This window comes from Kitasatospora aureofaciens, assembly GCF_019192735.1.
In the GTDB taxonomy this organism is placed as follows: domain Bacteria; phylum Actinomycetota; class Actinomycetes; order Streptomycetales; family Streptomycetaceae; genus Kitasatospora; species Kitasatospora aureofaciens_A.
This window is the reverse complement of the sequence record NZ_JAHTKP010000006.1, coordinates 12,718-34,651: the sequence shown is the minus strand read 5'-3', so window position 1 is coordinate 34,651 and position 21,934 is coordinate 12,718. Positions and strand designations below refer to the sequence as shown.

General features: G+C 72.9%; 18 protein-coding genes. 12 read left to right on the top strand and 6 right to left on the bottom strand.

All coding sequences use genetic code 11. From position 1 onward, the window contains the following. Window positions 1–75: 75 nt before the first annotated feature. Both KV557_RS08655 and KV557_RS08650 read left to right on the top strand, forming a co-directional pair. Window positions 76–1,020: a (2Fe-2S)-binding protein gene (locus tag KV557_RS08655; protein WP_256177136.1), complete on the top strand. Its 945-nt coding sequence runs from the start codon at window positions 76–78 to the stop codon at window positions 1,018–1,020. Window positions 1,021–1,080: 60 nt separating this feature from the next. After that, a complete protein-coding gene (locus tag KV557_RS08650; protein ID WP_218199184.1) occupies window positions 1,081–1,485 on the top strand; it encodes a VOC family protein in 405 nt (134 codons plus the stop codon). On the opposite strand, the gene KV557_RS08645 is transcribed toward KV557_RS08650, so the two are convergent. Next, on the bottom strand, window positions 1,446–1,838 hold the full coding sequence (locus tag KV557_RS08645; RefSeq protein ID WP_218199183.1) for a DUF6191 domain-containing protein: 393 nt from the start codon (window positions 1,836–1,838) through the stop codon (window positions 1,446–1,448). The genes KV557_RS08650 and KV557_RS08645 overlap by 40 nt on opposite strands. A gap of 209 nt (window positions 1,839–2,047) precedes the next feature. On the opposite strand from KV557_RS08645, the gene KV557_RS08640 reads away from it, so the two are divergent. Further along, window positions 2,048–2,806, top strand: coding sequence for a dienelactone hydrolase family protein (locus KV557_RS08640; protein WP_218199182.1), 759 nt, complete (start codon window positions 2,048–2,050; stop codon window positions 2,804–2,806). 50 nt (window positions 2,807–2,856) lie between these two features. Here KV557_RS08640 and KV557_RS08635 read toward each other — a convergent pair whose 3' ends face one another. Then, on the bottom strand, window positions 2,857–3,216 hold the full coding sequence (locus KV557_RS08635) for a hypothetical protein (protein ID WP_218199181.1): 360 nt from the start codon (window positions 3,214–3,216) through the stop codon (window positions 2,857–2,859). 424 nt (window positions 3,217–3,640) lie between these two features. On the opposite strand from KV557_RS08635, the gene KV557_RS08630 reads away from it, so the two are divergent. The 3 genes from KV557_RS08630 to KV557_RS08620 all read left to right on the top strand — a co-directional run bounded on the left by KV557_RS08630 (window position 3,641) and on the right by KV557_RS08620 (window position 9,065). Further along, on the top strand, window positions 3,641–4,408 hold the full coding sequence (locus KV557_RS08630) for an alpha/beta fold hydrolase (RefSeq protein ID WP_308129828.1): 768 nt from the start codon (window positions 3,641–3,643) through the stop codon (window positions 4,406–4,408). 115 nt (window positions 4,409–4,523) lie between these two features. Then, the gene (locus KV557_RS08625) at window positions 4,524–6,704 is read left to right on the top strand and encodes a serine/threonine-protein kinase (RefSeq protein WP_218199179.1); all 2,181 of its coding nucleotides are present in this window, start codon (window positions 4,524–4,526) and stop codon (window positions 6,702–6,704) included. Window positions 6,705–7,424: 720 nt separating this feature from the next. Next, entirely contained in the window at window positions 7,425–9,065 is a 1,641-nt protein-coding gene (locus tag KV557_RS08620; protein ID WP_256177135.1) for a M4 family metallopeptidase, read from the top strand. Between the two features lie 506 nt (window positions 9,066–9,571). Here KV557_RS08620 and KV557_RS08615 read toward each other — a convergent pair. From KV557_RS08615 to KV557_RS08605, 3 genes are all read right to left on the bottom strand, one after another. Further along, entirely contained in the window at window positions 9,572–10,855 is a 1,284-nt protein-coding gene (locus KV557_RS08615; protein ID WP_218199177.1) for an MFS transporter, read from the bottom strand. Window positions 10,856–11,139: 284 nt separating this feature from the next. After that, window positions 11,140–12,111: an ABC transporter substrate-binding protein gene (locus KV557_RS08610; RefSeq protein ID WP_218199176.1), complete on the bottom strand. Its 972-nt coding sequence runs from the start codon at window positions 12,109–12,111 to the stop codon at window positions 11,140–11,142. A 59-nt stretch (window positions 12,112–12,170) separates the two neighbouring features. Continuing rightward, window positions 12,171–12,983, bottom strand: a complete 813-nt coding sequence (locus KV557_RS08605; RefSeq protein ID WP_218199175.1) for a MerR family transcriptional regulator — start codon at window positions 12,981–12,983, stop codon at window positions 12,171–12,173. 189 nt (window positions 12,984–13,172) lie between these two features. Between KV557_RS08605 and KV557_RS08600 the strand changes: the two genes are divergently transcribed. The 3 genes from KV557_RS08600 to KV557_RS08590 are packed head-to-tail and all read left to right on the top strand — an operon-like array spanning window position 13,173 to window position 16,659. Further along, window positions 13,173–14,771: a flavin-containing monooxygenase gene (locus KV557_RS08600; protein ID WP_218199174.1), complete on the top strand. Its 1,599-nt coding sequence runs from the start codon at window positions 13,173–13,175 to the stop codon at window positions 14,769–14,771. After that, window positions 14,768–15,751, top strand: coding sequence for an alpha/beta fold hydrolase (locus KV557_RS08595; protein WP_218199173.1), 984 nt, complete (start codon window positions 14,768–14,770; stop codon window positions 15,749–15,751). The genes KV557_RS08600 and KV557_RS08595 overlap by 4 nt, the downstream gene beginning before the upstream one ends. Continuing rightward, a complete protein-coding gene (locus KV557_RS08590; RefSeq protein ID WP_218199172.1) occupies window positions 15,748–16,659 on the top strand; it encodes an SDR family oxidoreductase in 912 nt (303 codons plus the stop codon). Before KV557_RS08595 ends, KV557_RS08590 begins: the two co-directional genes overlap by 4 nt. Before the next feature lie 107 nt (window positions 16,660–16,766). On the opposite strand, the gene KV557_RS08585 is transcribed toward KV557_RS08590, so the two are convergent. Then, complete coding sequence (locus KV557_RS08585) at window positions 16,767–18,149, bottom strand: aminotransferase-like domain-containing protein (RefSeq protein ID WP_218199372.1); 1,383 nt, start codon at window positions 18,147–18,149, stop codon at window positions 16,767–16,769. A 104-nt stretch (window positions 18,150–18,253) separates the two neighbouring features. Between KV557_RS08585 and KV557_RS08580 the strand changes: the two genes are divergently transcribed. The 3 genes from KV557_RS08580 (at window position 18,254) to KV557_RS08570 (ending at window position 21,933) form a co-directional block, all read left to right on the top strand. Beyond that, a complete protein-coding gene (locus tag KV557_RS08580; RefSeq protein ID WP_256177134.1) occupies window positions 18,254–18,916 on the top strand; it encodes a LysE family translocator in 663 nt (220 codons plus the stop codon). Between the two features lie 108 nt (window positions 18,917–19,024). Then, a complete protein-coding gene (locus KV557_RS08575; RefSeq protein WP_218199171.1) occupies window positions 19,025–19,798 on the top strand; it encodes an SDR family NAD(P)-dependent oxidoreductase in 774 nt (257 codons plus the stop codon). Window positions 19,799–20,088: 290 nt separating this feature from the next. Beyond that, the gene (locus KV557_RS08570; protein WP_218199170.1) at window positions 20,089–21,933 is read left to right on the top strand and encodes an ABC transporter ATP-binding protein; all 1,845 of its coding nucleotides are present in this window, start codon (window positions 20,089–20,091) and stop codon (window positions 21,931–21,933) included. Window position 21,934: the final 1 nt, after the last annotated feature.

Genomic DNA, 21,934 nt, shown 5'->3' with positions numbered 1-21,934 from the left:
GTGGCAAGTGCTCTGAGTGTCTGTAAGGTGAGCCTCACCTAATTCGATCACGGGAAGCCGATCCCGGGAGTGCCGATGATCTCCGGACCACCCCTGCCCGTCGCGCGGCCTCAGATGCCGCCGTCGTCGCCGTTGTTGCCGTCCTCGTCGCTGTCGCCGGACGGGCAGCGGCACGGGCAGGCGCCGTCGCCGCAGCTGTGCCTCGACTACCAGCGCCTGCGCGACCTCTGCCCGGTGCTGAACCTGCGCGTGCTCGACCCGGCCGAACCCGGCCCGTCCGCCGCCGACGGCTGGTACTCAGGCGCCCAACTGGCAAGCGACGAACGCGCCCTGGCCGCCGCCCTGGCCTGCGAGGAGACCCGGATCGCCGCCGAGCACGGCCGCGCGCCCCGCCCGCACGTCACCGCCTCCCGCCTGCTCCACCACTACCTCTGGTCCGCCTGCCTGCTCATCGCCGGCCCGTGGCACCTCGCCCGGCGCGTCCCGCGGATCGACCCCGCCGACCTCTGGCTGCATGCCCCCACCGGCGACCTCGCGCTGCGCCCGCGCGGCCACGTCTCCCTCCCGGGCGAGTCGCCGGTCTGCGGGAACGAGCCCCTCCTCGCCGAGCCCCTTCCGGGCGAGAGCCTCCCCGGAGAGGACGAGCTCCGCGCCGAGCTGCGCGCCGCCGTCGTCGCCCACGTCGAACCGCTGCTCGCCGCCTTCGCCGGGCCCACCCGCCGTCGCGACCGCGCGCTCTGGGGCATGGTGACGGACGATATGGCCTCCGCCCTCTGGTACCTCGGCCGGATGCTCGGCGAGGAGGACGCTGCGGTCGCCGCGGCCGAGGCTGTCCTGCCCGGCGGCACCCTCCCGCTCCCCGGCGCCGCCGACTTCCGCCGCCTGCACACCCCCGACGGCCGCAGCCACCCCATCCGCACGCGGCTCGGCTGCTGCCTCTACTACGCCGTCAAGCCCGAGGCCGTCGCCTGCATCACCTGCCCGCGCACCTCGGACGAAGAGCGCCTGCGGCGTCTGTGACGAGCTGTCGGAGCCACATCCGACGGCCGTTTGTCAGTGTCGACTGCTAGGTTCGCGCACATGATCATCGATGCGACGACGCGGGTGCGGATCGCCCGCCCCTCCCGGGACCTCGCGGCGGCCGAGCGGTTCTACGCCGGCGGCCTCGGGCTCGACGTGCTCTGGCGCACCACCGAGCGGGTCTCCGGCGAGCACGACCTGCTGATGGTAGGCCCGCCCGGCGGCGCCTGGCACTTCGAGCTCACCCACGACCCGGAACACCCGCTGGAACCCACCCCGACCGTCGACGACCTGTTCGTCGTCTACCTCGGCGCGCCCGTGGACGACGTGCTCGTCGCCCGGCTGGAGGCCGCCGGGGGCACCCGGGTGACGTCCAACAACCCGTACTGGGACGAGTACGGCGTGACGATAGCCGACCCGGACGGCTACCGGCTGGTGCTCTGCTCCCGCACCTGGGGCGCCTGACCACGCCCGTCGCCGTCCGGGAGCCGGTCCGGGATCCCTTCCGCGGGCTGCGCTTTCGGCATGTTCCGCAGCACCGCCACGCCCGCCTCCAGATCCACCCCGAAGTGCGGCGGTGCCCCGGCCTCCGCGTCGTCGCGCAGCGTGAGCTGCACTCGCTTCTGCTCGATCTGTATTTGCTTGCCGGAGCTGAACATCGCGTGCAACTCCTCCAGCCCGGCGGCGCTCAGACCGAACCCGCCCCCGGTCCCGGAGCGGCGCCGGGGCGTCGTCTCGTCCCGGATCTGCCACACCGCCAGCAGCACCAGTCCCACGATCGCCGCCACCACCGCCGCCGAACCCACGATCATTCCCATGTCATGCCCAACGTGCCTCGCCCGCACAGGCGTTCCCACATGGCAGGCCGGCCCGGTGGCCATCCACGGCGTCCGAGAAGAGGCCCGGCGGATCGCCTTCCGGTCCTGAACGTCCGTTATCCGGAGGTGTGCGGCGCAAATATTCGCACGCCGAACGTCGGCTCACCCGTTACCCTGCCGCGCGAGCCCCGACAGAGAGAGCGATCACCATGACCGTGCGCGGCACCACCGTGGACATCCCGACGGCGGACGGCATCGCCGACGCCTACCTCGCCCACCCCGACGACGGGCGACCGCACCCCGCCGTCATTCTCTACATGGACGCCTTCGGGCTCCGGCCCCACCTGATGGCCAAGGCGGACCGGCTGGCCGAGGCCGGGTACACCGTCCTCGTCCCCAACGCCTACTACCGGAACGGCCGCGCGCCGATCATCGACTACCCCCAGCCGATCGACCCGGACAACGACCCGACCCTCTTCGAGCGCCTCGGCCCGCTGCTCGCCGCGCTCACCCCCGAGGTGACCGAGCGCGACGCGGACGCCTACCTCCGCTGGCTCGCCGAGTCCCCGCTCGTCCAGGACGGCCCGGTCGGGCTCACCGGCTACTGCCGGGGCGCGGTGCACGCGCTGCGCACGGCCGCCACCCACCCGGACCGGGTCGCCGCCGTCGCCGGGTTCCACGGCGGCAACCTGGCGAGCGAGGCCCCGGACAGCCCGCACCTCGGGGTCCACCGGATCACCGCCGAGCTGTACTTCGGTCACGCCGACCAGGACCCGTCGCTGCCGCCCGAGCAGATCGCCCGGCTCGCGGAGGCGCTCACCGAGGCCGGCGTCCGCTACGAGGCCGAGGTGTACGCGGGCGCCCTGCACGGCTATACGCAGGGGGACACCACCCGCTACGACGAGGCCGCCGACGAGCGTCACTGGGGGGCTCTGCTCGCTCTGCTGAAGCGCACGCTGCCCTCCTGAGCCGCGCCCAGGCCCGAGCCGGGCCGCCCGCCTGAGCCGCGCCGCCGCCGTCAGTTCGGTGGGGCCTGCTCCTCCAGTGCGTCGGCCCGCTGCTGCAGTTGCGCCGCGATGTCGTCCCAGCCGGGTCCGTGGAGGCGCAGGCTCGCCGCGGCCTCGCGCAGCAGGTCCGGGTCGTCCGGGCGCTGGAGGAGCACCAGGCGGTAGGCGAGGTTGCGGACCCACACCGGAAGGTAGCCGTCGCACAGGAACGGGCTGAGCTCGCGCAGCATGGCGAGGATCGCGTCGGCGTCCGCGAAGGTCAGCCTCTCGAAGAAGTAGGACTCCTCGTGGTGCCGCTCGGCGCAGGCGGGCGTGGGCCGGTACTCGTCGCCCCAGAGGCACCGCGCGTGCTCGGTCAGGGTGCTGTGCATGCCCGGGAGCCTACGGCGCCGGTCGTGGGCGCTGGATTTCGGCCCCGCGCCCCTTCTCTTCGCCCTTTACTCACGCGACGGACACGAAGTGTTCGGGCTACCGTGTGGCTGGGCGGCAAAGGTCTGGGTCCGGCGGCGAATGCCGTCCGGGCCGCCGGGGCCGCCGCACGGGCGCCTGGGGGAGGCACCCGGAAGCCGCCCGAGCGGTGAGGACCGACCCGCGCCCCCGGAACCGCAGACCGGGGCCGTGTGGGCGGGCGGTGATCCACGAGGATCCACGACGATCCACGACGTTCCAGGGGGGAACTGGACTGTGCGTACTGTGCGTACTGAGCAAGTTGGCATGACGACGGCGCCGGCGGAGCGCGTCCCGGGTGGGGTGCGCCGGGGCTAACTGAACCGGGGCGGACGGGCGTTGCGCCGGGTGGAGGCGGGCCGGGGCGGTCCCACGGTCGTCCTGGTGGCGGGCAGCGGCACGGCGTCGCCGACCTGGGCCCCGGTGCTGCCCGGACTCGCCGCGCACACCCGGGTCGTGGCGTACGACCGGGCCGGGCTCGGCGCGAGTGACCCCGACCGCATGATGACGCTGGAGACCCAGGTCGCCGACCTGGCCGCGCTGGTGGAGCACACCGGGGACGGGCCGTGCGTCCTCGTCGGGCACAGCTGGGGCGGCCTGCTCGCCCAACTCCTGGGCTGGCAGCGGCCGGAGCTGGTCGCGGGCCTGGTGCTCGTCGACCCGGCGCACGAGGAGTTCCAGCCCCCGGCGGTCCGCGCCGCGGAGGCCGTGCTGCTGCGCCTCGGACTGCTCCGGTCGGCGCTCGCACCCACCCAGCGCGTCCCCGGGGACGCGCTCGCCGGGAACGTGCCCGCCCGGGTGCGCCGCCGACGCTGGCGGACCGCCGTCGCCGAGAACCGGCTGATGACCCTCGCCGTGCCTGAGATCCGGCGCCGCCGCTCCGCCGCGCGGCTGCCCGACGTGCCGGTGGCCGTCCTCAGCGCGACCGAGGGCCTGCCCAAGGTCCTGCGCACCCGCTGGACGCTCCTGCAGTCGCGCATCGCCGAACACGCCACCCGCGGCACCCACATCGTGGTGCCCGGAGCCGGCCACGCCGTTCACGTCGACGACCCCGGAGCCGTCACGGCCGCCGTCCTGGAGGTCGCCGAGCACGCCCGGCAGGCGAAGCACGCCTGACGGCGGCGGGCGCGGTCGTCGAAAACCGGTTCGGACAGCGGGCGCTGACCTCGCGGCACCCTCTGGCACACTGTGTGCCGAAGGCCCGCTGGGGAGGGTCATGACACATGGGGGCATGGGCATGAGGGGTCGGGGCGCCGTACTCGGCGGGCGGTACACGCTCACCGAGCGGATCGGTGGCGGTGGCATGGGCACCGTCTGGCGGGCCGCCGACTCGGTGCTGGCGCGGCAGGTCGCTGTCAAGATCCTGCACTCCGCGCTGTTCGAGGACGGCACGTTCGTCCAGCGCTTCCGGCGTGAGGCCCAGATGGTCGCCGCGATCGACCACCCCGGGATCGTCGACGTGTACGACTACGGCGAGAGCGGCGAGAGCGGCGCGGGCGGCGCGGGCGCTGGCGACGGCGAGGCTGACGGCTCGGGCGGTGGCTCCGGCGGCGGCTCGGGCGGCGACGGCGACGAGGAGCGCTACGCCTACATCGTCATGGAGCTGATCGACGGCCGGCCGCTCGACCAGGTCCTCGCCGCGGACGGCCCGATGGCCCCCGAGCGCGCCCTCACGCTGATCGCCTCCGCGCTGGACGCCCTGCACGCCGCCCACCGGCAGCAGATTGTCCACCGGGACATCAAGCCGTCCAACCTCATGGTGCGGGCCGACGACCGGGTCACCATCACCGACTTCGGCATCGCCCGCGCGATCGCCAGTACCAAGATCACCGCCTCGCACGCGATCATCGGCACCGCGCTCTACATGGCGCCCGAACAGGCCGAGGGCAAGGGCGGCGTCGTTCCGGCGTCCGACCTGTACTCGATCGGCGTGGTCTGCTACGAACTGCTCACCGGGCAGCAGCCGTTCACCGGCGAGAGCGTGCTGGAGGTCGCGCTCAAGCACGTGCGCGAGCCCGCGCCGGAGCTGCCGGCCGCTTTCCCGCGGGCCGTACGGGAGCTGGTGGCGAGGGCGCTCGCGAAGAAGCCCGAGGACCGGCACGCCGACGCCGCCGCGATGGCGGCCGCGGCGCGGGCGGCGATCGGCGCTCCGGGCGCTGTCGAGGCGGCGGGCGGGCCGGCGGGCGGTGGCGCGGTGGTGGCCGGCGGGGCGGCCGGGGCGGCGAACGACGGCGGTACGGCCGTCGAGGGCAAGGACGTTGAAGGCAAGGACTCCAAGGGCAAGGCTGTCGAGGGTAGGAACGTCGAGGCCAAACCGGCAGACACGGGCCCCGGCGGGGACACGGGCGGCGGAGCGCCGAACGAGGTCGCGAAGGTGGAGCCGCAGTCGGTCACCGAGCCGGGCCGACGGCGGTCGCGGCGCGCGCTGCTGGTCCCTATCGTCATCCCGGCCGTGATCTCGATCGGTACCGCGAGCGTCCTGCTCATCGACCGCAGCCCCGGCAGCGCCGACGCCAAGACGCCGCCCGCCGCGCAGCCGTCCGTCGTCGTGACCGCCCCGGTGACACCGGGCACCGGCACCCCGGCCACCCCGTCCACGACGGCCCCCGCCACCCCGGCCCCGGGCGACCCCGCAGCGGCCTCGACCGCCGCCAACCAGCCGCCGGGCACCCCGAACCAGCCGCAGCAGCAGGTCCCGCCACCGGCCGCGGGCGGAAACGGCGCGGCGGCGTCGGGCGGCCGGGGCAACGGCGGCGCGGTCGGCGGTGGCGCAGCAGGTGGCGCGGCGGGCGGCGGTGCGGCGGCCGGCGGGGCGTCGGGCGGCCAGGCGAACCCGTCGGGCGGAGGCGGCGGCGGTACGGGCAACCCGCCCGCCAACAACCCGAAGCCCCCGTCAGGCGGTGGCGCGGCCGCGGGCGGCTCGGCCTCCGGCAGCGGGTCCCCGTCGGGTAGCGGCTCCCCCTCGGGCGGGGGGAACCCGCCACCCCCGCAGACCAATCCCCGGCCCCCCGAGTGTGGCGGTACCGACTGGAGCAGGATCGTCAACGAGCAGTACGGCGTCCCGCTCGGGCTGGAGAGCGACAACCTGTCGGCCGGCAACCCGGCAGTCCTGGGCGGCGCTTCGCAGTACGGCTGGATCGGCACCCTCGGCCCGGGCAACTACACCAACTACAACGCCTGCAACAAGGACGGCCGGCTGCTCGTGCAGAACACGGACGGCACCGTCTCGCTGAATCCCGGGTGGAGTTATCTGACCGCCTGGGTCGTCCAGCCGGCGTCGGCGCCGGGTACGTACACGCTGGCCGAGAACGGCGGCGCGCGGTGCATGACCGCCAACGGCGTGGGCAACCGCGTCACCATGACCGCGTGCACCCCCGGTCTCAAGACCCAGCAGTGGAAGTTCAGTGGCTGACGGCTCTGACGACTCTGGCAACTCCGGCCGGAAGAGCTGACGACCCGCACCCACTCCAGGACATCGCCATTTTCCAACTCGGCCACGGCCGAGACCTGTTCGCTCTCCCGCCGAACGGGACGCGGGATCGGCGGAAGGCGTAACCAGGCGCCACCGGTTGGTGCGGACCATTCGCGCCGGCACCCTTGTGGTGCTCAACTCGCCGACTGCGCAACGGAGTCGGGCGACCACGCGACTACGGTTCGCTAGCAGACGACCCGATGGCGAACAAGTGCGGTCAGTGGCGGGACCTCGCCAAGCGGATGTCAAGGTTCCGCGTAGGAAGTTTTACAGGCATGTAAAACCTGGCCAAGCGCCGAACTCCGCTCCGCCTCCGGAAAGCCGATGGGGTGTCGGCGCGGGCTGCGGGGCTTCGTTCGGGTGAGAACTCACTGCAAGGCCGGGTGAATTGCCCCCCTTTGCCGCCCTCTCCGAGTCCCCGTCGGGCTGGCGGGACTTGGCCATTTGATGAACCAGACCTGTCAAAACGCTTGTCGGGTTGTCATGCTTTTCGCCAGCCCCCGCCGGCAGGCCCCCACCCCCACCCCTTGGTGGCGCCCGTCGCTCGACCGCACGGGGCCCAGTACGTCAGTGCCCGTCCCGCCCCACAGGTGCCGACCCCGGCCCCCGGGACGCGGTGCGACCGCGCACAGGCGCGGTTTCCCGGAAGGACTCCGTACTTTGAAGCGAAAGCTCGCAGCCGTCGCTGTGCTCTCGGCCACGGCCCTGCTGACCGGCGTGATCCAGGTGAGCACCACGGCCGCCCAGGCCGCCCCGACGGCGGCCCTGCAGGCGCAGGCTGCCCAGCAGCGCGCCGCGGTGATCGCGCTGGCGAACGGCCAGTCCGGCCCGCTGGCCAAGGCGCTGGCTCTGGGTGACCAGGAGAAGCTGGTCGCCAAGGACGCCGCGGTGGACGCCGACGGCACTCGCCACCTCCGCTTCGAGCGGACCTTCGCCGGCCTGCCCGTGATCGGCGGCGACCTGGTGGTCCACCAGAGCGCGAACGGCGCCGTGAAGTCCGTGAACAAGGCGGTCGCCGCGCAGATCAACGTGCCGAGCCTCACCCCGCAGATCCCGGCCGACCGCGCCGCCGCCGACGCTGCCGGCGCGGTGCGCGCCACCGTGGGCGTCACCCTGGACGCCGACGAGTCCCCGATGGCCGACGTCCACCAGGCCGGCGCCGCCGAGCTCGTGGTCTGGGCGACCGACGGCAACCCGCGCCTGGCGTACCGTGTCCAGGTCGAGGGCACGCGCGCCGACGGCACCCCGAGCCGCCAGGTGCTGGTCACCGACGCCGCCTCCGGCCAGGTCCTGTCCACCCACGAGAAGGTGGAGACCGCGGCGGGCACCGGCACCGGCGTCTTCGTCGGCAATGTCCCGCTCAACACCACCCAGAGCGGGTCGTCGTTCCAGCTGAAGGACGACTCCCGCGGCGGCCAGTCCACCAGCGACATGAACAACGGCACCGCCGGCAGCGGCTCGCTGTTCGCCAACACCTCCAACACCTTCGGCGACGGCACCGCATCCAACCGTGAATCGGCCGCCGTGGACGCCCAGTTCGGCGCCGCGACCACGTGGGACTTCTACAAGAACACCTTCAACCGCAACGGCATCCGCAACGACGGCGTCGGCGCCGCCAGCCGGGTCCACTACGGCTCGAACTACGTCAACGCGTTCTGGAGCGACGACTGCTTCTGCATGACGTACGGCGACGGTTCGGGCGACACCCACCCGCTCACCGAGATCGACGTGGCCGGCCACGAGATGACGCACGGCGTCACCGCCGCGACCGCCGCCCTCAACTACTCGGGCGAGTCCGGCGGCCTCAACGAGGCCACCTCGGACATCATGGGCACCATGGTCGAGTGGTACGCCAACCTGCCCTCGAACCCGCCGAACTACTGGATCGGCGAGCTGATCAACCTGCGCGGCGACGGCAGCCCGCTGCGCTACATGGACCAGCCGAGCAAGGACAGCCAGTCCGCCGACTACTGGTCGGCCGACGTGGGCAACCTGGACGTGCACTACTCGTCGGGCGTGGCGAACCACTTCTTCTACCTGCTGTCGGAGGGCAGCGGCGCGAAGACGATCAACGGGTTCAACTACAACAGCCCGACGTACGACGGCTCGACGCTCGCCGGAATCGGCCGGGACAAGGCGGCGCAGATCTGGTACCGCGCGCTGACCACCTACTTCACCTCCACCACCGACTACGCGGGTGCCCGTACGGCCACCCTCAGCGCCGCGGCCGACCTGTACGGCTCGGGCAGCGCCGAGTACAACGCGGTCGCGGCGACGTGGACCGCGGTGAACGTCAACTGAGGCCACCCGGGGACGCGGTAGCAGCAGTGCTGCGGTGACGTCAGTTCAGTAAGCGGTAAAGCACGGTGAAGCACCGACGCGGTGAACCGGTGCTGCGGCGGGGGCGACGGTGGGCGGACCACCCGCGCCCCCGCCGTGCGTGCGTGCTCGTCAGGTCGGCCGAGATCCTGGGCGGTGTCGATGCGGGCACGAGGCACTGACAATCCGTCACGATGCCCGCGCGCCCGCCCGGTCGAAGCGCTCCTGGGCGGCGAGGACGGCGTCCCCGTGCGCGTCTGACCACGCGCCGAGCGCGCGGATCGGGCCGAGCAGGGCCGTGCCTGCCTCCGGTGATGGTGGGCGGCCGCGATCGCGCGGCGCTACTGGAGGCGACGGCGGTGCTCGCGATCGGCGTCTGGTGGTCCGGTGGCGAGGAACGGCACGCCTTCCCCTCGCCTGCGCTGGCGCCGGGGGCGGTCGACGACGACGCGTAGCCCCGAGACCCTCGGTCGTCCGGACGGTGCCGGTCAACCGAGCTGTGTGGACGGGGTGTTCGTGCGGGCCGCCGGTTCGTGCGGATGGTTCGGGGCATCTGCTGCAGCCGGGAGGGGTGCCGCGTTCCGGCGGCGGTAGCGGTGGTCGGTGGCGGTGCAGGCGGCGAGGAGCAGGGCGGTCGCGGCGGCGGTGGAGGTGACGGCGAAGGGGGCGCCGGGGCTGAAGTGGTCGGTCGCCCAGCCGCCAAGGAACGTCCCGGCCGACTGGGCCAGGATCAGCGCGCTGACCAGCGCCGCCATCGCCTCGCCCAGCCGGGCGGCCGGCACCGTCCGCTCGACCAGGCCGAACATCGTGATCATCTGCGGTGCGACCGCGACCCCGAGGAAGCCGACGGCCGCCGTCAGCGCCACCAGGCTCCCGTCCGCGAACAGCAGCACGCAGGAGGCGGCGAACAGCAGGACCGTGCCCGCCCGCAGCCGGGCCGGCAGCTCCCAGCGGGCGGGCAGTGCGGTGGTCGCGATCCCGGCGAAGGAGCTGGTGCAGCCGACGAAGCCGTACAGCAGCCCGGCGACCCCGGGGCGGCCGAGCGCTTCCGTGGTAGCGGTGATCCCGACCTGCACCGAGCCGAAGCACGCGCCCAGCAGTGCCATCCCGGCCAGCAGCAGGACGTACGGCGTGCTCAACAGCCGCTCGGCGGAACGGGCGTGGGACTTCGGGACGCCCGGCGAGGCGGTCGGGTGCAGCGCGAACAGGCTGGCGCAGACACCGGACAGCACGGCCGCGGTGAGCAGCCCGACGGCGGGGGAGGCAGCAGTTGCGAGCACACCGACGAGGGCCGGTCCGGCGGTGAAGCCGACCTCGTCCACGATCCCGTCCAGGGACAGCATGGAGGACGTCAACTCAGGCTCGCCGGCGGCCAGTCGGACCCAGCGACTGCGCGACAGCGGGCCGACCAGCGGGACCGACAGGCCGATCAGCGCGGCGGGCGCGATCTGCCAACCGAGTGCGAGCCCGCGCTGTGAGGCGGCCACCAGGGCGACCAGGGCCACCGCGTTGACCAGGGCCGTGACCAGCCCGACCGTCCGCTGCCCGCGCCGGTCGGCGAGCCGGCCCACCACGGGTCCGCCGACCGCCTGGCCGCCGGCAAGCGCCCCGGCCACCAGCGAACCGCACCACACGCTGCCGGTGTTCCGGCTGACGAGGAGGAGGGTGCCGATGGGGCTCATCGCGTTGGGCAGACGGCCGAGCAGTGACCACAGCAGCACCCGGCCACCCGTCAACTGCGCCGCCGTACGGAACTTCACGGCCACGGACATCGGTAACGACATGGGTAACGCCCCCACACGGAGCCGACGCGGGCGCCCGCCTCCCGCCGCCGGCCCGACCAGGCGACAGCGACCCGCGGGTGAGCCTCGACGGTAGGGGCGGGGAGGGGAGGTGGGTAATCGTCCGATCACCCAGCGGAGTCAGTGGGTGGGGTGTGGGGTGGTTGGAGGAGTGGCCAAGTGGGCGGGTGGGTGGCGGGCGACAGCTGACAGATAACAGACGACAGATTTCAACATCTGTTATCTGTCGGCTGTCATCTGTTCTCTGTCGTCTGTCAGCCGTTCACGAGGTCCTTCCGGATCTGGTCCAGGATCAGGCCGGCCCCCGTGTACCCGATGCCGAGCATCCACAGGCCGTCGTCCACCCGGAATATCCGGCCGTTGCGGACGGCGTCCAGGTTCTTCCACAGCGCGCCCTCGGTGACCTTGGCCTGGTCGGACTTGGCCGCGTCCCCGTATACCGAGTAGAAGATGACGTCGGCCGCCGCCTGGTCCACCTGCTCGGGGCTGATCTCCAGGGAGAACCCGGGCTTGTCCTGGTTCGCGGGCCGGCCGACCCCGAGGTCCTTGAACAGCGAGCCGACGAAGGTGTCGTTCAGGTAGAGCCTGGTCGGCGCGCCCGCCAGGAAACGGGCCATCTCGACCTTGGTGGCCGCCGCCTTGGCCGGCCCGCCGAGCGCCGTGACCAGCTCCCGCACCTTCGCCTGGTATGCCGCCAAGGCCGCCGCAGCCTCCGTCTGCCGGCCCAGCGCCTCGGCGTGCAGCCGGACGTTCTCCTTCCAGGTCGGCCCGGTGGTCTTGGTCAGCACCGTCGGCGCAATCTTCGACAGTCCGTCGTACCGCTTGTCGTCGCGGACCTGGTTGCTCAGGATCAGGTCCGGCCGGAGCGCCGCGACGGCCTCCAGGTCGGGCTGGCCGATGGTGCCGACGGCCTTCGTCCCCGCCAGCCGTTCGCCGGGGAGGTAGGCGGGGAAGCCCGCGCCCTCGGCGACGGTGGTGGCGCCGACCGGGGTGAGCCCGAGGGTGACGACCGAGTCGAGCGCGTCCGTGTCCAGTGCCACCACCCGGGTCGCGCGGGCCGGTACGGTGCTCACGCCGCGCGCGTGCCGGACGGTCTGCGACCCGGCCGAACTCGCGTCAGGCGCCGGGATGTTGGATCCACAGGAGGCGAGTGCGAGGCCCGGGGCGAGCCCGGCGGCGAGGCCGAGGACGGCGCGGCGGGTGACGGGTCCGGGTATCGGCGACATCGGCGGCTCCTCCAACGGGTGGGCGGGGCGTGGGAATCCCTGCCCGCCGCGCGCGAGTGCTACGCCTCGGGATCGCCGCCGCCCTCGCCCTCGGAGCTGTTCTCCCGCCGCTGGCGCAGGAGTTCGTCGTATTCGGCGTGCACCCGACGATCCATCGCGAGCGTGAACTGGGCGTCCGCGACCGTCCGGGCCAGCGGCCGGACCCGCAGGATGCGCTCGGTGAGCCGGGCCGCCTCGCCGGGCGGCAGCGGGGTGTCGGCGGAGAGGGCGCCGAGCAGCTGCTCGCTGACCAGCTCGATGAAGATCTCGGCGATGGCGTCCACGTGTTCCTGGGTGCGCCGGCTGGCGTCCAGGACGACCGAGAGCGGCACGCCCTCCGCGACCAGGGCGGTGGTGGCGTCCATCAGGCGCCGGCTGATGTGGGTGATGCCGTCGTCGTCGATGGCGATGTAGCCCTGGGCGATCGATTCGGCGGTGTTCTCCTCGGTGAGCTGGTCGCCGAAGGTGGCCTTGAGCTCGTCCCAGGTGAGGCGTACCGGCGTCTCGTCCGACCACGGCGCGACGATCGCCGCCTCCAGCCCGATCAGCTCGGCGACGTCCCGCCCGCTCTCGCCGGCGCCGATCAGCTCCGCGATGCCGCCCAGGGTGTGCCCGCGTTCCAGCAGTTCGCCGATCATCCGGAGCCGCGCGAGGTGTTCCTCGCCGTACCAGGCGATCCGGCCCTCCTTGCGGGGCGGCTGGAGCAGCTTGCGCTCGCGGTAGAAGCGCAGTGTCCGGGTGGTGATGCCGGCCGCCTCGGCCAGTTCCTCCACCCGGTACTCGCGTTTTCTGTCGCCGGCAGCAGCTCTGACCTTGTCCACGGCGATCAGCATAGGACCGTCGGCCGGGGATGCCGCCGAATCCGGGCGGTCGTGCTTCTTCCCTCCGCTGTCGGCAGGGGCTACTCTGCCAACCATGCCAGTGATTGCTGGCATGGTTATCGGAATCCCGGGCAGACTGTCCGGGAGAGTTCCTCTTGGCGGCGCGCAGACCACCGCCCCCCACCCTCAGGAGGACGCCGCATGGCATCCAGCAGCAAGCGCCCCCGCTCCGGCGCCCCCGCGGCCGCTGAAGTCGCCGAGGCCGCCGACGCGGTGGCGGCCGCCGAAGTCGTCGAGGCCGTCCCGCACGTCCGAGTGGCGGTCATCGGTGCCGGCTTCGGCGGACTCGGCGCCGCCGTCCGGCTGCGCCGCGCCGGGATCACCGACTTCGTGGTCCTGGAGCGCGCCGATTCGGTCGGCGGCACCTGGCGCGACAACAGCTACCCGGGCTGCGCCTGCGATGTCCCCTCGCACCTCTACTCCTTCTCCTTCGCGCCCAACCCCGAGTGGCCGCGCAGCTTTTCCGGCCAGCCCGACATTCGTGCCTACCTGGAGAAGGTCGCCACCGTCTTCCGCCTTCGCTCGCACCTGCGGTTCAACGCCGAAGTGCTGGAGGCGCGTTGGGAGAGCGAGCACACCCGCTGGCGGATCACCACCTCGGCCGGTGAGTGGACCGCCGACGCCATCGTCTCCGCGTCCGGCCCGCTCGCCGACCCGCAGATTCCCGACCTGCCCGGGCTCGGCAGCTTCCCCGGCAAGGTGTTCCACTCCTCCCGCTGGGATCACGACTACGACCTGACCGGCAAGCGCGTCGCGATGGTCGGCACCGGTGCGTCCGCCGCCCAGATCATCCCGTCGATCCAGCCGCAGGTCAGTGAACTGACGGTCTTTCAGCGCACCCCGGCGTGGGTTCTGCCGCGCCGGGACCGGGAGATCAGCCAGTTGGAGAAATGGCTGCACAGCCGGCTCCCTGTCACCGGCAAGATCCGCCGCGGCACGCTGTTCGCGCTCCGCGAGCTCCAGGTCGACGCCTTCGTCCGGCGGCCCGGGCTGCTGCGCGTCATCCAGCAACTCGCCGAACGTCACATCGCCCAGGGCGTTTCCGACCCGGTCCTGCGTGCCAAGCTCATGCCGGACTACCGGATCGGCTGCAAGCGCATCCTGCTGAGCAACACCTATTACCCGGCGCTCGCCGCCGCCAACACCGAGGTGGTCTCCTCCGGCCTGCGCGAACTGCGCGGCTCCACCCTGGTCGCGGCAGACGGCAGCGAGCGCGAGGTGGACGCCATCGTCTTCGGCACCGGGTTCCACGTCACCGACATGCCCATCGGCGCACGGGTGTTCGGCGCCAACGGCACCAGCCTGGCCGAGGAGTGGAAGGACGGCATGGAGGCGCTGCGCGGCTCGACCGTGCACGGCTTCCCGAACCTCTTCTTCGTGATCGGCCCCAACACCGGCCTCGGCAACAGCTCGATGATCCTGATGATCGAGTCCCAGCTGAACTACCTGATCGACGCGCTCACCACGCTCGGATCGATCGGCGCCGCCGCGATGCAGCCGACCGTCCGCGCCCAGCGCCAGTGGAACCTCGAACTCCAGCACCGGATGGACCGTACGGTCTGGACCACCGGCGGCTGCCGGAGCTGGTACCTGGACCCGAGCGGCAAGAACACCGTGTTGTGGCCCGGCTCCACCTCCTCCTTCCGCCGTGCGACCCGCAAGGTCGACCTCGGCGAGTACGAGCTGATCATGCGGGCCGTGCCGGCCGCCGCCCGGGCCGCCCAGGGGGTGTCCGCGTGACCCCGCAGCTTTCCGCCGACTGCGTACCGCCCACGCCCGTCGAGGAGTTGAGCGTCCGCTCGGCCGACGGTACGCGCCTGCACGTCGAGGTCCACGGACAGCCCGGCGCGCCGACCGTCGTACTGGCCCACGGCTGGACCTGCTCAACCGCCTTCTGGGCGCCGGTGATCCGCGAACTCGCCGACCGCTACCGGGTGGTGGCCTACGACCAGCGCGGCCACGGGCACAGCGAGATCCCGCCGAGCCGGGTCCGCTACTCCACCCGGGCGCTCGCCGAGGACCTGTCCGCCGTGCTCACCCGGACCGTTCCGGCAGGGGAGCGGGCCCTCCTGGCCGGCCACAGCATGGGCGGGATGACCATCATGGCCGCCGGCGGACGCCCCGAGGTCGCCGAGCGTACCGCCGCCGCCGTCCTCGTCTCCACCGGCCCCGGGCGCCTGGTGGACGAACTCACCGTGGTGCCGGATGCAGTGCGCCCGGCAGGGCTGCGCCGCTTCCTGCACCGGCGGCTGCTGTACTCCCGGATGCCGCTCGGGCCGGTTTCGGCAATCAGCCGTGCGGCGCTCAAGTACGCGACCATGGGCCCGGATTCGCCCGCCGGACGGGTGGAGGCGACGGCCCGGATCGTGCACGCCTGCCCGACCACCGTCCGCGCGCGCTGGGCGGGCGTCCTCGGGCGGCTGGACGTCCACGCCGGGCTCGCCCGGCTCGCCGCGCCCACCGCCGTGGTCGTCGGCACCGCGGACCGGCTGACCCCGCCGGTGCACGCCCACCGCATCGTCGCCGAACTCTCGGACTCGCAGGGGCTGTTGCTGCTTCCCGGAGTCGGCCACATGGCGCCGCTGGAGCGGCCCGTCGAGGTCGCCGCCGAGATCCACCGGATGGCCGGCGCGTACTTGAGCGCCGCGGCCGAGTCTGCCCCCGTTCCCGCTTCCGCTCCCGTTCCCGCTTCCGTTGCCGAAAGGACCGCCGTCGCATGAACGCCATCCCGCCGCTGTCCGCGCAGGTCGTCGTCGTCACCGGGGCCGCCCGCGGGGTCGGCGCGTCGCTCGCGCGCAAGCTCGCCCGGCGCGGAGCCAAGGTCGCGCTGCTCGGTCTGGAACCGGCCGAACTCAAGGCCGTCGCGGCCCAGTGCGGCCCGTCCGCGACCGCGTGGGAGGCCGACGTCACCGACGTCGACGCGCTCACCGACGCCGCCGCCCGGATCAAGGAACACTACGGCCGGATCGACACCGTCGTGGCGAACGCCGGGATCGCCATCGGCGGACCGCTGATGGACAGCGACCACCGGGCGTTCAGCCGGGTGATCGAGGTCAACCTGCTCGGCAGCGTGGCCACCGCGCGGGCGTTCCTCCCGGCGCTCATCGAGAGCCGCGGTTACCTGCTCCAGATCGCCTCGCTCGCCGCGCTGACGCCCGCGCCGCTGATGAGCGCGTACTGCGCGAGCAAGTCCGGGGTGGAGGCCTTCGCCCACTCGATCCGCGCCGAGGTCGCCTACCAGGGGGTCAAGGTCGGTGTCGGATACCTGAGTTGGACCGACACCGACATGGTGCGCGGCGCGGACGAGGACGCCGTCCTCAAGCAGATGCGCAGCCGGCTGCCGTGGCCGGCCAACAAGACGTACCCGCTGGAGCCGGCCGTGGACCGGATCGCGGCCGGTATCGCCCGCCGCTCCGCGCACGTCTACGCCCAGCCCTGGCTGCGCGGCATGCAGCCGGTCCGCTGGCTACTGCCGAGCCTCATTGCGGTGGTGGGTTCACGGGATGTGGCCAAGATCGCCCCGCAGCTCGCCGCCACCGCGGCCTCGCGCCTCCGCGCGGTCGGCGCCGGCGGAGCGGCGGACACGGCGGCGCGCGGCAGCGGGAGCGGTGCGCGGGCCGACAAGTGACGGTGGACGAATAACAGATGACAGCTGACAGCTGACAGATTTCGAAATCTGTGATCTGTCAGCTGTTCGTTGTTCCCGCTCCTGCTGCCCCTCGCTGCCCCTCGCCGTCACTCCAGCAGCTCCTCCGGCGAACTCCGCGCGATCCGGGCGAGCGTCTCCAGGGCCCGCGACAGGACCGGCAGCGGCGGCGAAGCGAGGCCGACCCGAACGGCGGACGGGGAGACCCGGGGGTCGACGGCGAAGGCGCCGGCGGGTGTGATGGCGATGCTCTCCCGCGCCGCCGCCGCAACGAAGGTCTCCGCCCGCCAGGCCGATGGCAGCTCCCACCAGACGTAGTACGAGCAGGGGTCGGACCGCAGCTGCTGCCCCGCCAGCAGCTCCCGCGCGAGCAGCTGACGCTCCGTGGCGTCGGCGCGCTTCGCCTCCTCCACCGCCGCGACCGTGCCGTCCCCGATCCAGCGCACGGCCGCCTCCAGCGCGAAGCCGCCGGGCGCCCAGCCGCCGGAGCGCAGTGCGGCGGCCACGCGATCGCGGAACGCGGCGGGAACGACCGCGACCCCGGTGCTCAGGCCGGGGGCGAGACGCTTGGCGACGCTGTCGACCAGGATCGTGCGCTCCGGCACCAGCGCCGCGAGCGGGGCGAGGTCGGGCCGCAGGAAGGACCAGATCGCGTCCTCGACGACGGGCAGGTCGTGCCTGCGCAGCTCGTCCGCGAGGGCCGTCCGACGCTCGGCCGGGAGACTGCCGCCGAGCGGGTTCTGCAGGCGCGGCTGGACGTAGACGGCGTTGAGCGGGGTGGACCGGTGCACGGCGGCGAGGGCGTCGGGCAGGAGGCCGGACTCGTCCACGGGCAGTGGCGCGAGCGTGATGCCCAGGCGCTGTGCGACGGCCTTGACCACCGGGTAGGTGAGCGCTTCGACGCCCAGGCGCCCGCCGGGTGGGACGAGCGCGGCGAGTGCTCCGGCGATCGCCTGCCGGCCGCTGCCGGCGAAGAGCACGTCCTCGGGGGAGGCCCGCCACGAGGCCCCGGCGCGCGTTCCGGACACCAGCGTTCCGGAAACCAGTGCTCCGGACACCAGTTCCGCGAACGCGTGGCGGGCCGCCGCCGTCCCGGCCGCACCCACCGGGCGCAGCGCGGCGTCGAGCGCGTCCGCCCGCAGCAGTGGCGTCAGCCCGGCGGCGAGCAGCGCGGACTGCTCGGGGACGACGGGGTAGTTGAGCTCCAGGTCGACCGGCGTGCCGGCCGGTTCGGCCAGCGGCACGTGCGGGCCGGGCGGGCGTCGGTCGGCCCGCACGAAGGTGCCGCGGCCGACCTCGCCGGTGGTCAGCCCGCGCCGGACCAGCTCCCGGTAGACGCGCCCCGCCGTCGAGGCGGCGATGCCCCGGCTGCGGGCGAAGGCGCGCTGGGTGGGGAGCTGTTCACCGGGACGCAGGCGTCCGTCGGTGATGGCGGCGGCGATCCCGTCGGCGATCAGCCGGTAGTCGTCCATCGGCATGGCAGGTCCTCCGGGGGTCGGTCGGCGGGATTGCCAGGATTGCACCGAGTGCAAAGTCATCATTGCATCGAGCTGTCGGTGGACCATAGCCTCCTCGCATGGACGCGCTCACCTCCGCCGTTGACCCGCACGCCATGCTCGGAATCGCCGCCGTGGCGCTGGGCATGGTGCTCACGCCGGGGCCCAACATGATCTACCTGGTCTCGCGCTCGATCGCCCAGGGCCGCCGCGCCGGACTGCTGTCGCTGATCGGGGTCGCGGCAGGCTTCCTGGTCTACCTCGGCGCCGTGACGGTGGGCGTCGCCGCCGTCTTCACGGTGGTGCCGGTCCTCTACACCGCCATCAAGCTGGCCGGCGCCGGGTATCTGCTCTGGCTCGCCTGGAAGGCCGTCAAGCCGGGCGGCGCGGCGGTGTTCGCGCCGCAGCAGCTGCCGCCGGACCCGCCGCGCAAGCTGTTCGCGATGGGCTTCCTGACCTGCCTGCTCAACCCCAAGATCGCCATCATGTACCTGTCCCTGCTGCCCCAGTTCGTGAACCCGGAGCGCGGTCACGTCGCGGCGCAGAGCCTGGTGTTGGGCCTGACGCAGATCGCGATCGCGGTCACCGTGAACGGGCTGATCGCCGTGAGCGCGGGCAGTATCGCGTCCTTCCTCAACCGCCGCCCCGCCTGGCTCCGGATCCAGCGCTACGCGATGGGCACGGTCCTCGGCGGTCTCGCCCTCCGCATCGCGGCGGACCGCGCCAAGGCCGTCGCTGTCTGAGCTGTCCGACGCTGCGAGCTGGGTCGGATGCCGGCATCCGCGGCGCGCTGAGCAGGGATGTTGCGCTCGGTGTGGGCGCGGTCGCGGCGAGTCGGTACCGTCGGGGGCATGACCACAGCCTTGATCACCGGCGCAACCGCCGGTATTGGAGCCGCGTTCGCCCGCCGGCTCGCCCGCGGCGGCTACCGGCTCGTCCTGGTGGCCCGGGACACCGAGCGCCTGGAGCGTGCCGCCACCGACCTGCAGCGGAAGTACGGCGTCGAGACGGAGGTGCTCACCGCCGACCTCGCGACCGACGAGGGCATCGGGGCCGTCGAGGCGCGGCTGGCGGACACCGGGCGCCCGGTGGACCTGCTCGTCAACAACGCGGGCTTCGGCAACAAGGGCGCGTTCCTGACCGTCCCGCTCCAGGCCGAGCTGGACATGCTGAAGGTGCACATCGAGGCGATCCTCCGGCTGACGACGGCCGCCCTGCCCGGGATGCGCGAGCGCGGCCGGGGCGCGATCATCAACGTCGCCTCGGTGGCGGCCTTCCTGCCGCGCGGCACGTACGGCGCGAGCAAGGCGTGGGTGGTGAGCTTCACCCAGGGGGTGCTGCGCGACCTCGGCGGCAGCGGGGTGCGGATGATGGCGCTCTGCCCGGGCTTCACGCGGACCGAGTTCCACCAGCGGGCGGGCATGGGCACCGGCAACATCCCGTCCTGGTCCTGGCTCTCGGCCGAGCGGGTGGTGGACGAGGCGCTGCGTGACCTGGGACGCGGTCGCTCGGTGTCCGTGCCGGGCAAGCGGTACAAGATCGCGGTCGCGCTGGCCCGCGTGCTGCCGTCCGGGAAGCTGGGCGGCCTCTCCTCGAAGGCGGCGCGCACCTACCGGACGAACTAGCGCCGGGACGAACCAGCGCCCGGGCGAACCAGCGCTCGGGGTGAACCAGCGCCCAAGACGGTCGGGTGGCCGCAGCACGCACAGCAGGGAATAGAGCAACCCTCACTATTAGCTTGCCTAACTATGAGCTATTCTCGCTATGCTGGCGGCCGCCCGACCGCCATGCCGGCCATGCCGGCCATGCCGGCTGTGCCGGCTGTGCCGGCTGTGCCGACCACGCTGACTACGCCGACTACCATGCGGGCCAGACCCGCCGCGCCCCCGCGCGTCCGACCCAGGGAGGTCCGCCCTTGAGGCCCGACGCCATCAACTGGACCCCGCCCGCGCCCGCCGAGGGCGAGTCCCGCCCGCCGGCCCAGTGGCGGCGCATCCTCGCGCTCTTCCGCCCCTACGCGGGCCGCCTCACCACCGTCGGCCTGCTGGTCGCCGCCTCCGCCGTCGTGTCGGTCGTCTCGCCGTTCCTGCTGAGGGCCGTCCTGGACACCGCCATCCCGCAGGGCCGCACCAGACTGCTGAGCCTGCTGGTGCTCGGCATGATCGCCGCCGCCGTGGTGAACAGCGTGTTCAACGTCCTGCAGACGCTGATCTCCACCACCGTCGGCCAGCGCGTCATGCACGACCTGCGCACCGCCGTCTACGGGCACCTCCAGCGGATGTCGCTGGCCTTCTTCACCCGCACCCGCACCGGCGAGGTGCAGTCCCGGATCGCGAACGACATCGGTGGCATGCAGTCCACGGTGACGTCCACCGCGACGAGCCTGGTCTCCAACTTCACCGCGGTGATCGCCTCCGTCGTCGCCATGGTCGCGCTCGACTGGCAGCTCACCGTCGTCTCGCTGGTCCTGCTCCCGCTGTTCGTGTGGATCAGCCGCCGGGTCGGCAACGAGCGGAAGAAGATCACCACCGAGCGGCAGAAGCAGCTGGCGGCGATGAGTTCGGCCGTCCAGGAGTCACTGTCCGTCAGCGGTATCCTGCTCGGCCGCACGATGGGCCGCTCCGACTCCCTCGCCCGGGAGTTCACCGAGCAGTCCGACCGCCTCGCCGACCTGGAGGTGCGGGCGAGCATGGCCGGGCGCTGGCGGATGAACACCATCCAGATCGTGATGGCCGCGATGCCCGCGGTGATCTACTGGGCGGCCGGGCTGACGGCGGCCGGCGGCGCGCCGATCGTCTCGGTCGGCACCCTGGTCGCCTTCACCACGCTCCAACTGAACCTGTTCCGCCCGACCGTCGGCCTGCTCTCCACCGGCGTGGACGTCCAGACCTCCCTCGCGCTGTTCCAACGGATCTTCGAGTACCTCGACCTGACGGTGGAGATCGCCGAGCCGGCGAAGCCCGTCACGCTGCCGGAGATCCGCGGCGAGGTCCGGTTCGAGGGCGTCGACTTCCGCTACGACCCCGGGCAGGAGCGCCCGACCCTGTCCGACGTCGAACTGAAGGTCCCGGCCGGGAGTTCGCTCGCCGTGGTCGGCGAGACGGGCTCGGGCAAGACCACGCTCAGCTACCTCGTCCCGCGGCTCTACGACGTCACCGGCGGCCGCGTCACCATCGACGGGACGGACGTGCGCGAGCTCTCCTTCGACACGCTCGCCCGCGCGGTCGGCGTGGTCTCCCAGGAGACGTACCTGTTCCACGCCTCGGTCGCCGAGAACCTGCGCTTCGCCAAGCCGGACGCCACCGACGACGAACTCGTCGAGGCCGCCCGCGCCGCGCAGATCCACGACACCATCGCCGCCCTACCGGACGGCTACGACACCCTGGTCGGCGAGCGCGGCTACCGCTTCTCCGGCGGGGAGAAGCAGCGCCTCGCACTCGCCCGCACCATCCTGCGCAACCCGCCGGTGCTGATACTCGACGAGGCCACCAGCGCGCTCGACAACCGCACCGAACGCGCCGTCCAGCAGGCCGTGGACACCCTGGCGGCGGGCCGTACGACGATCACCATCGCGCACCGGCTCTCCACCGTCCGCGGCGCCGACCAGATCGCCGTCCTGGACCGCGGCGAGGTCGTCGAACTCGGCACCCACGACCAGCTGGTGGAGCTGGACGGCCGGTACGCGGCGCTGCTGCGCCGGGAGGCGCCGGACGCCACGCACGCGGACGCCGCGGACCCGGCCGCGCTCGGGCATGTGTGAT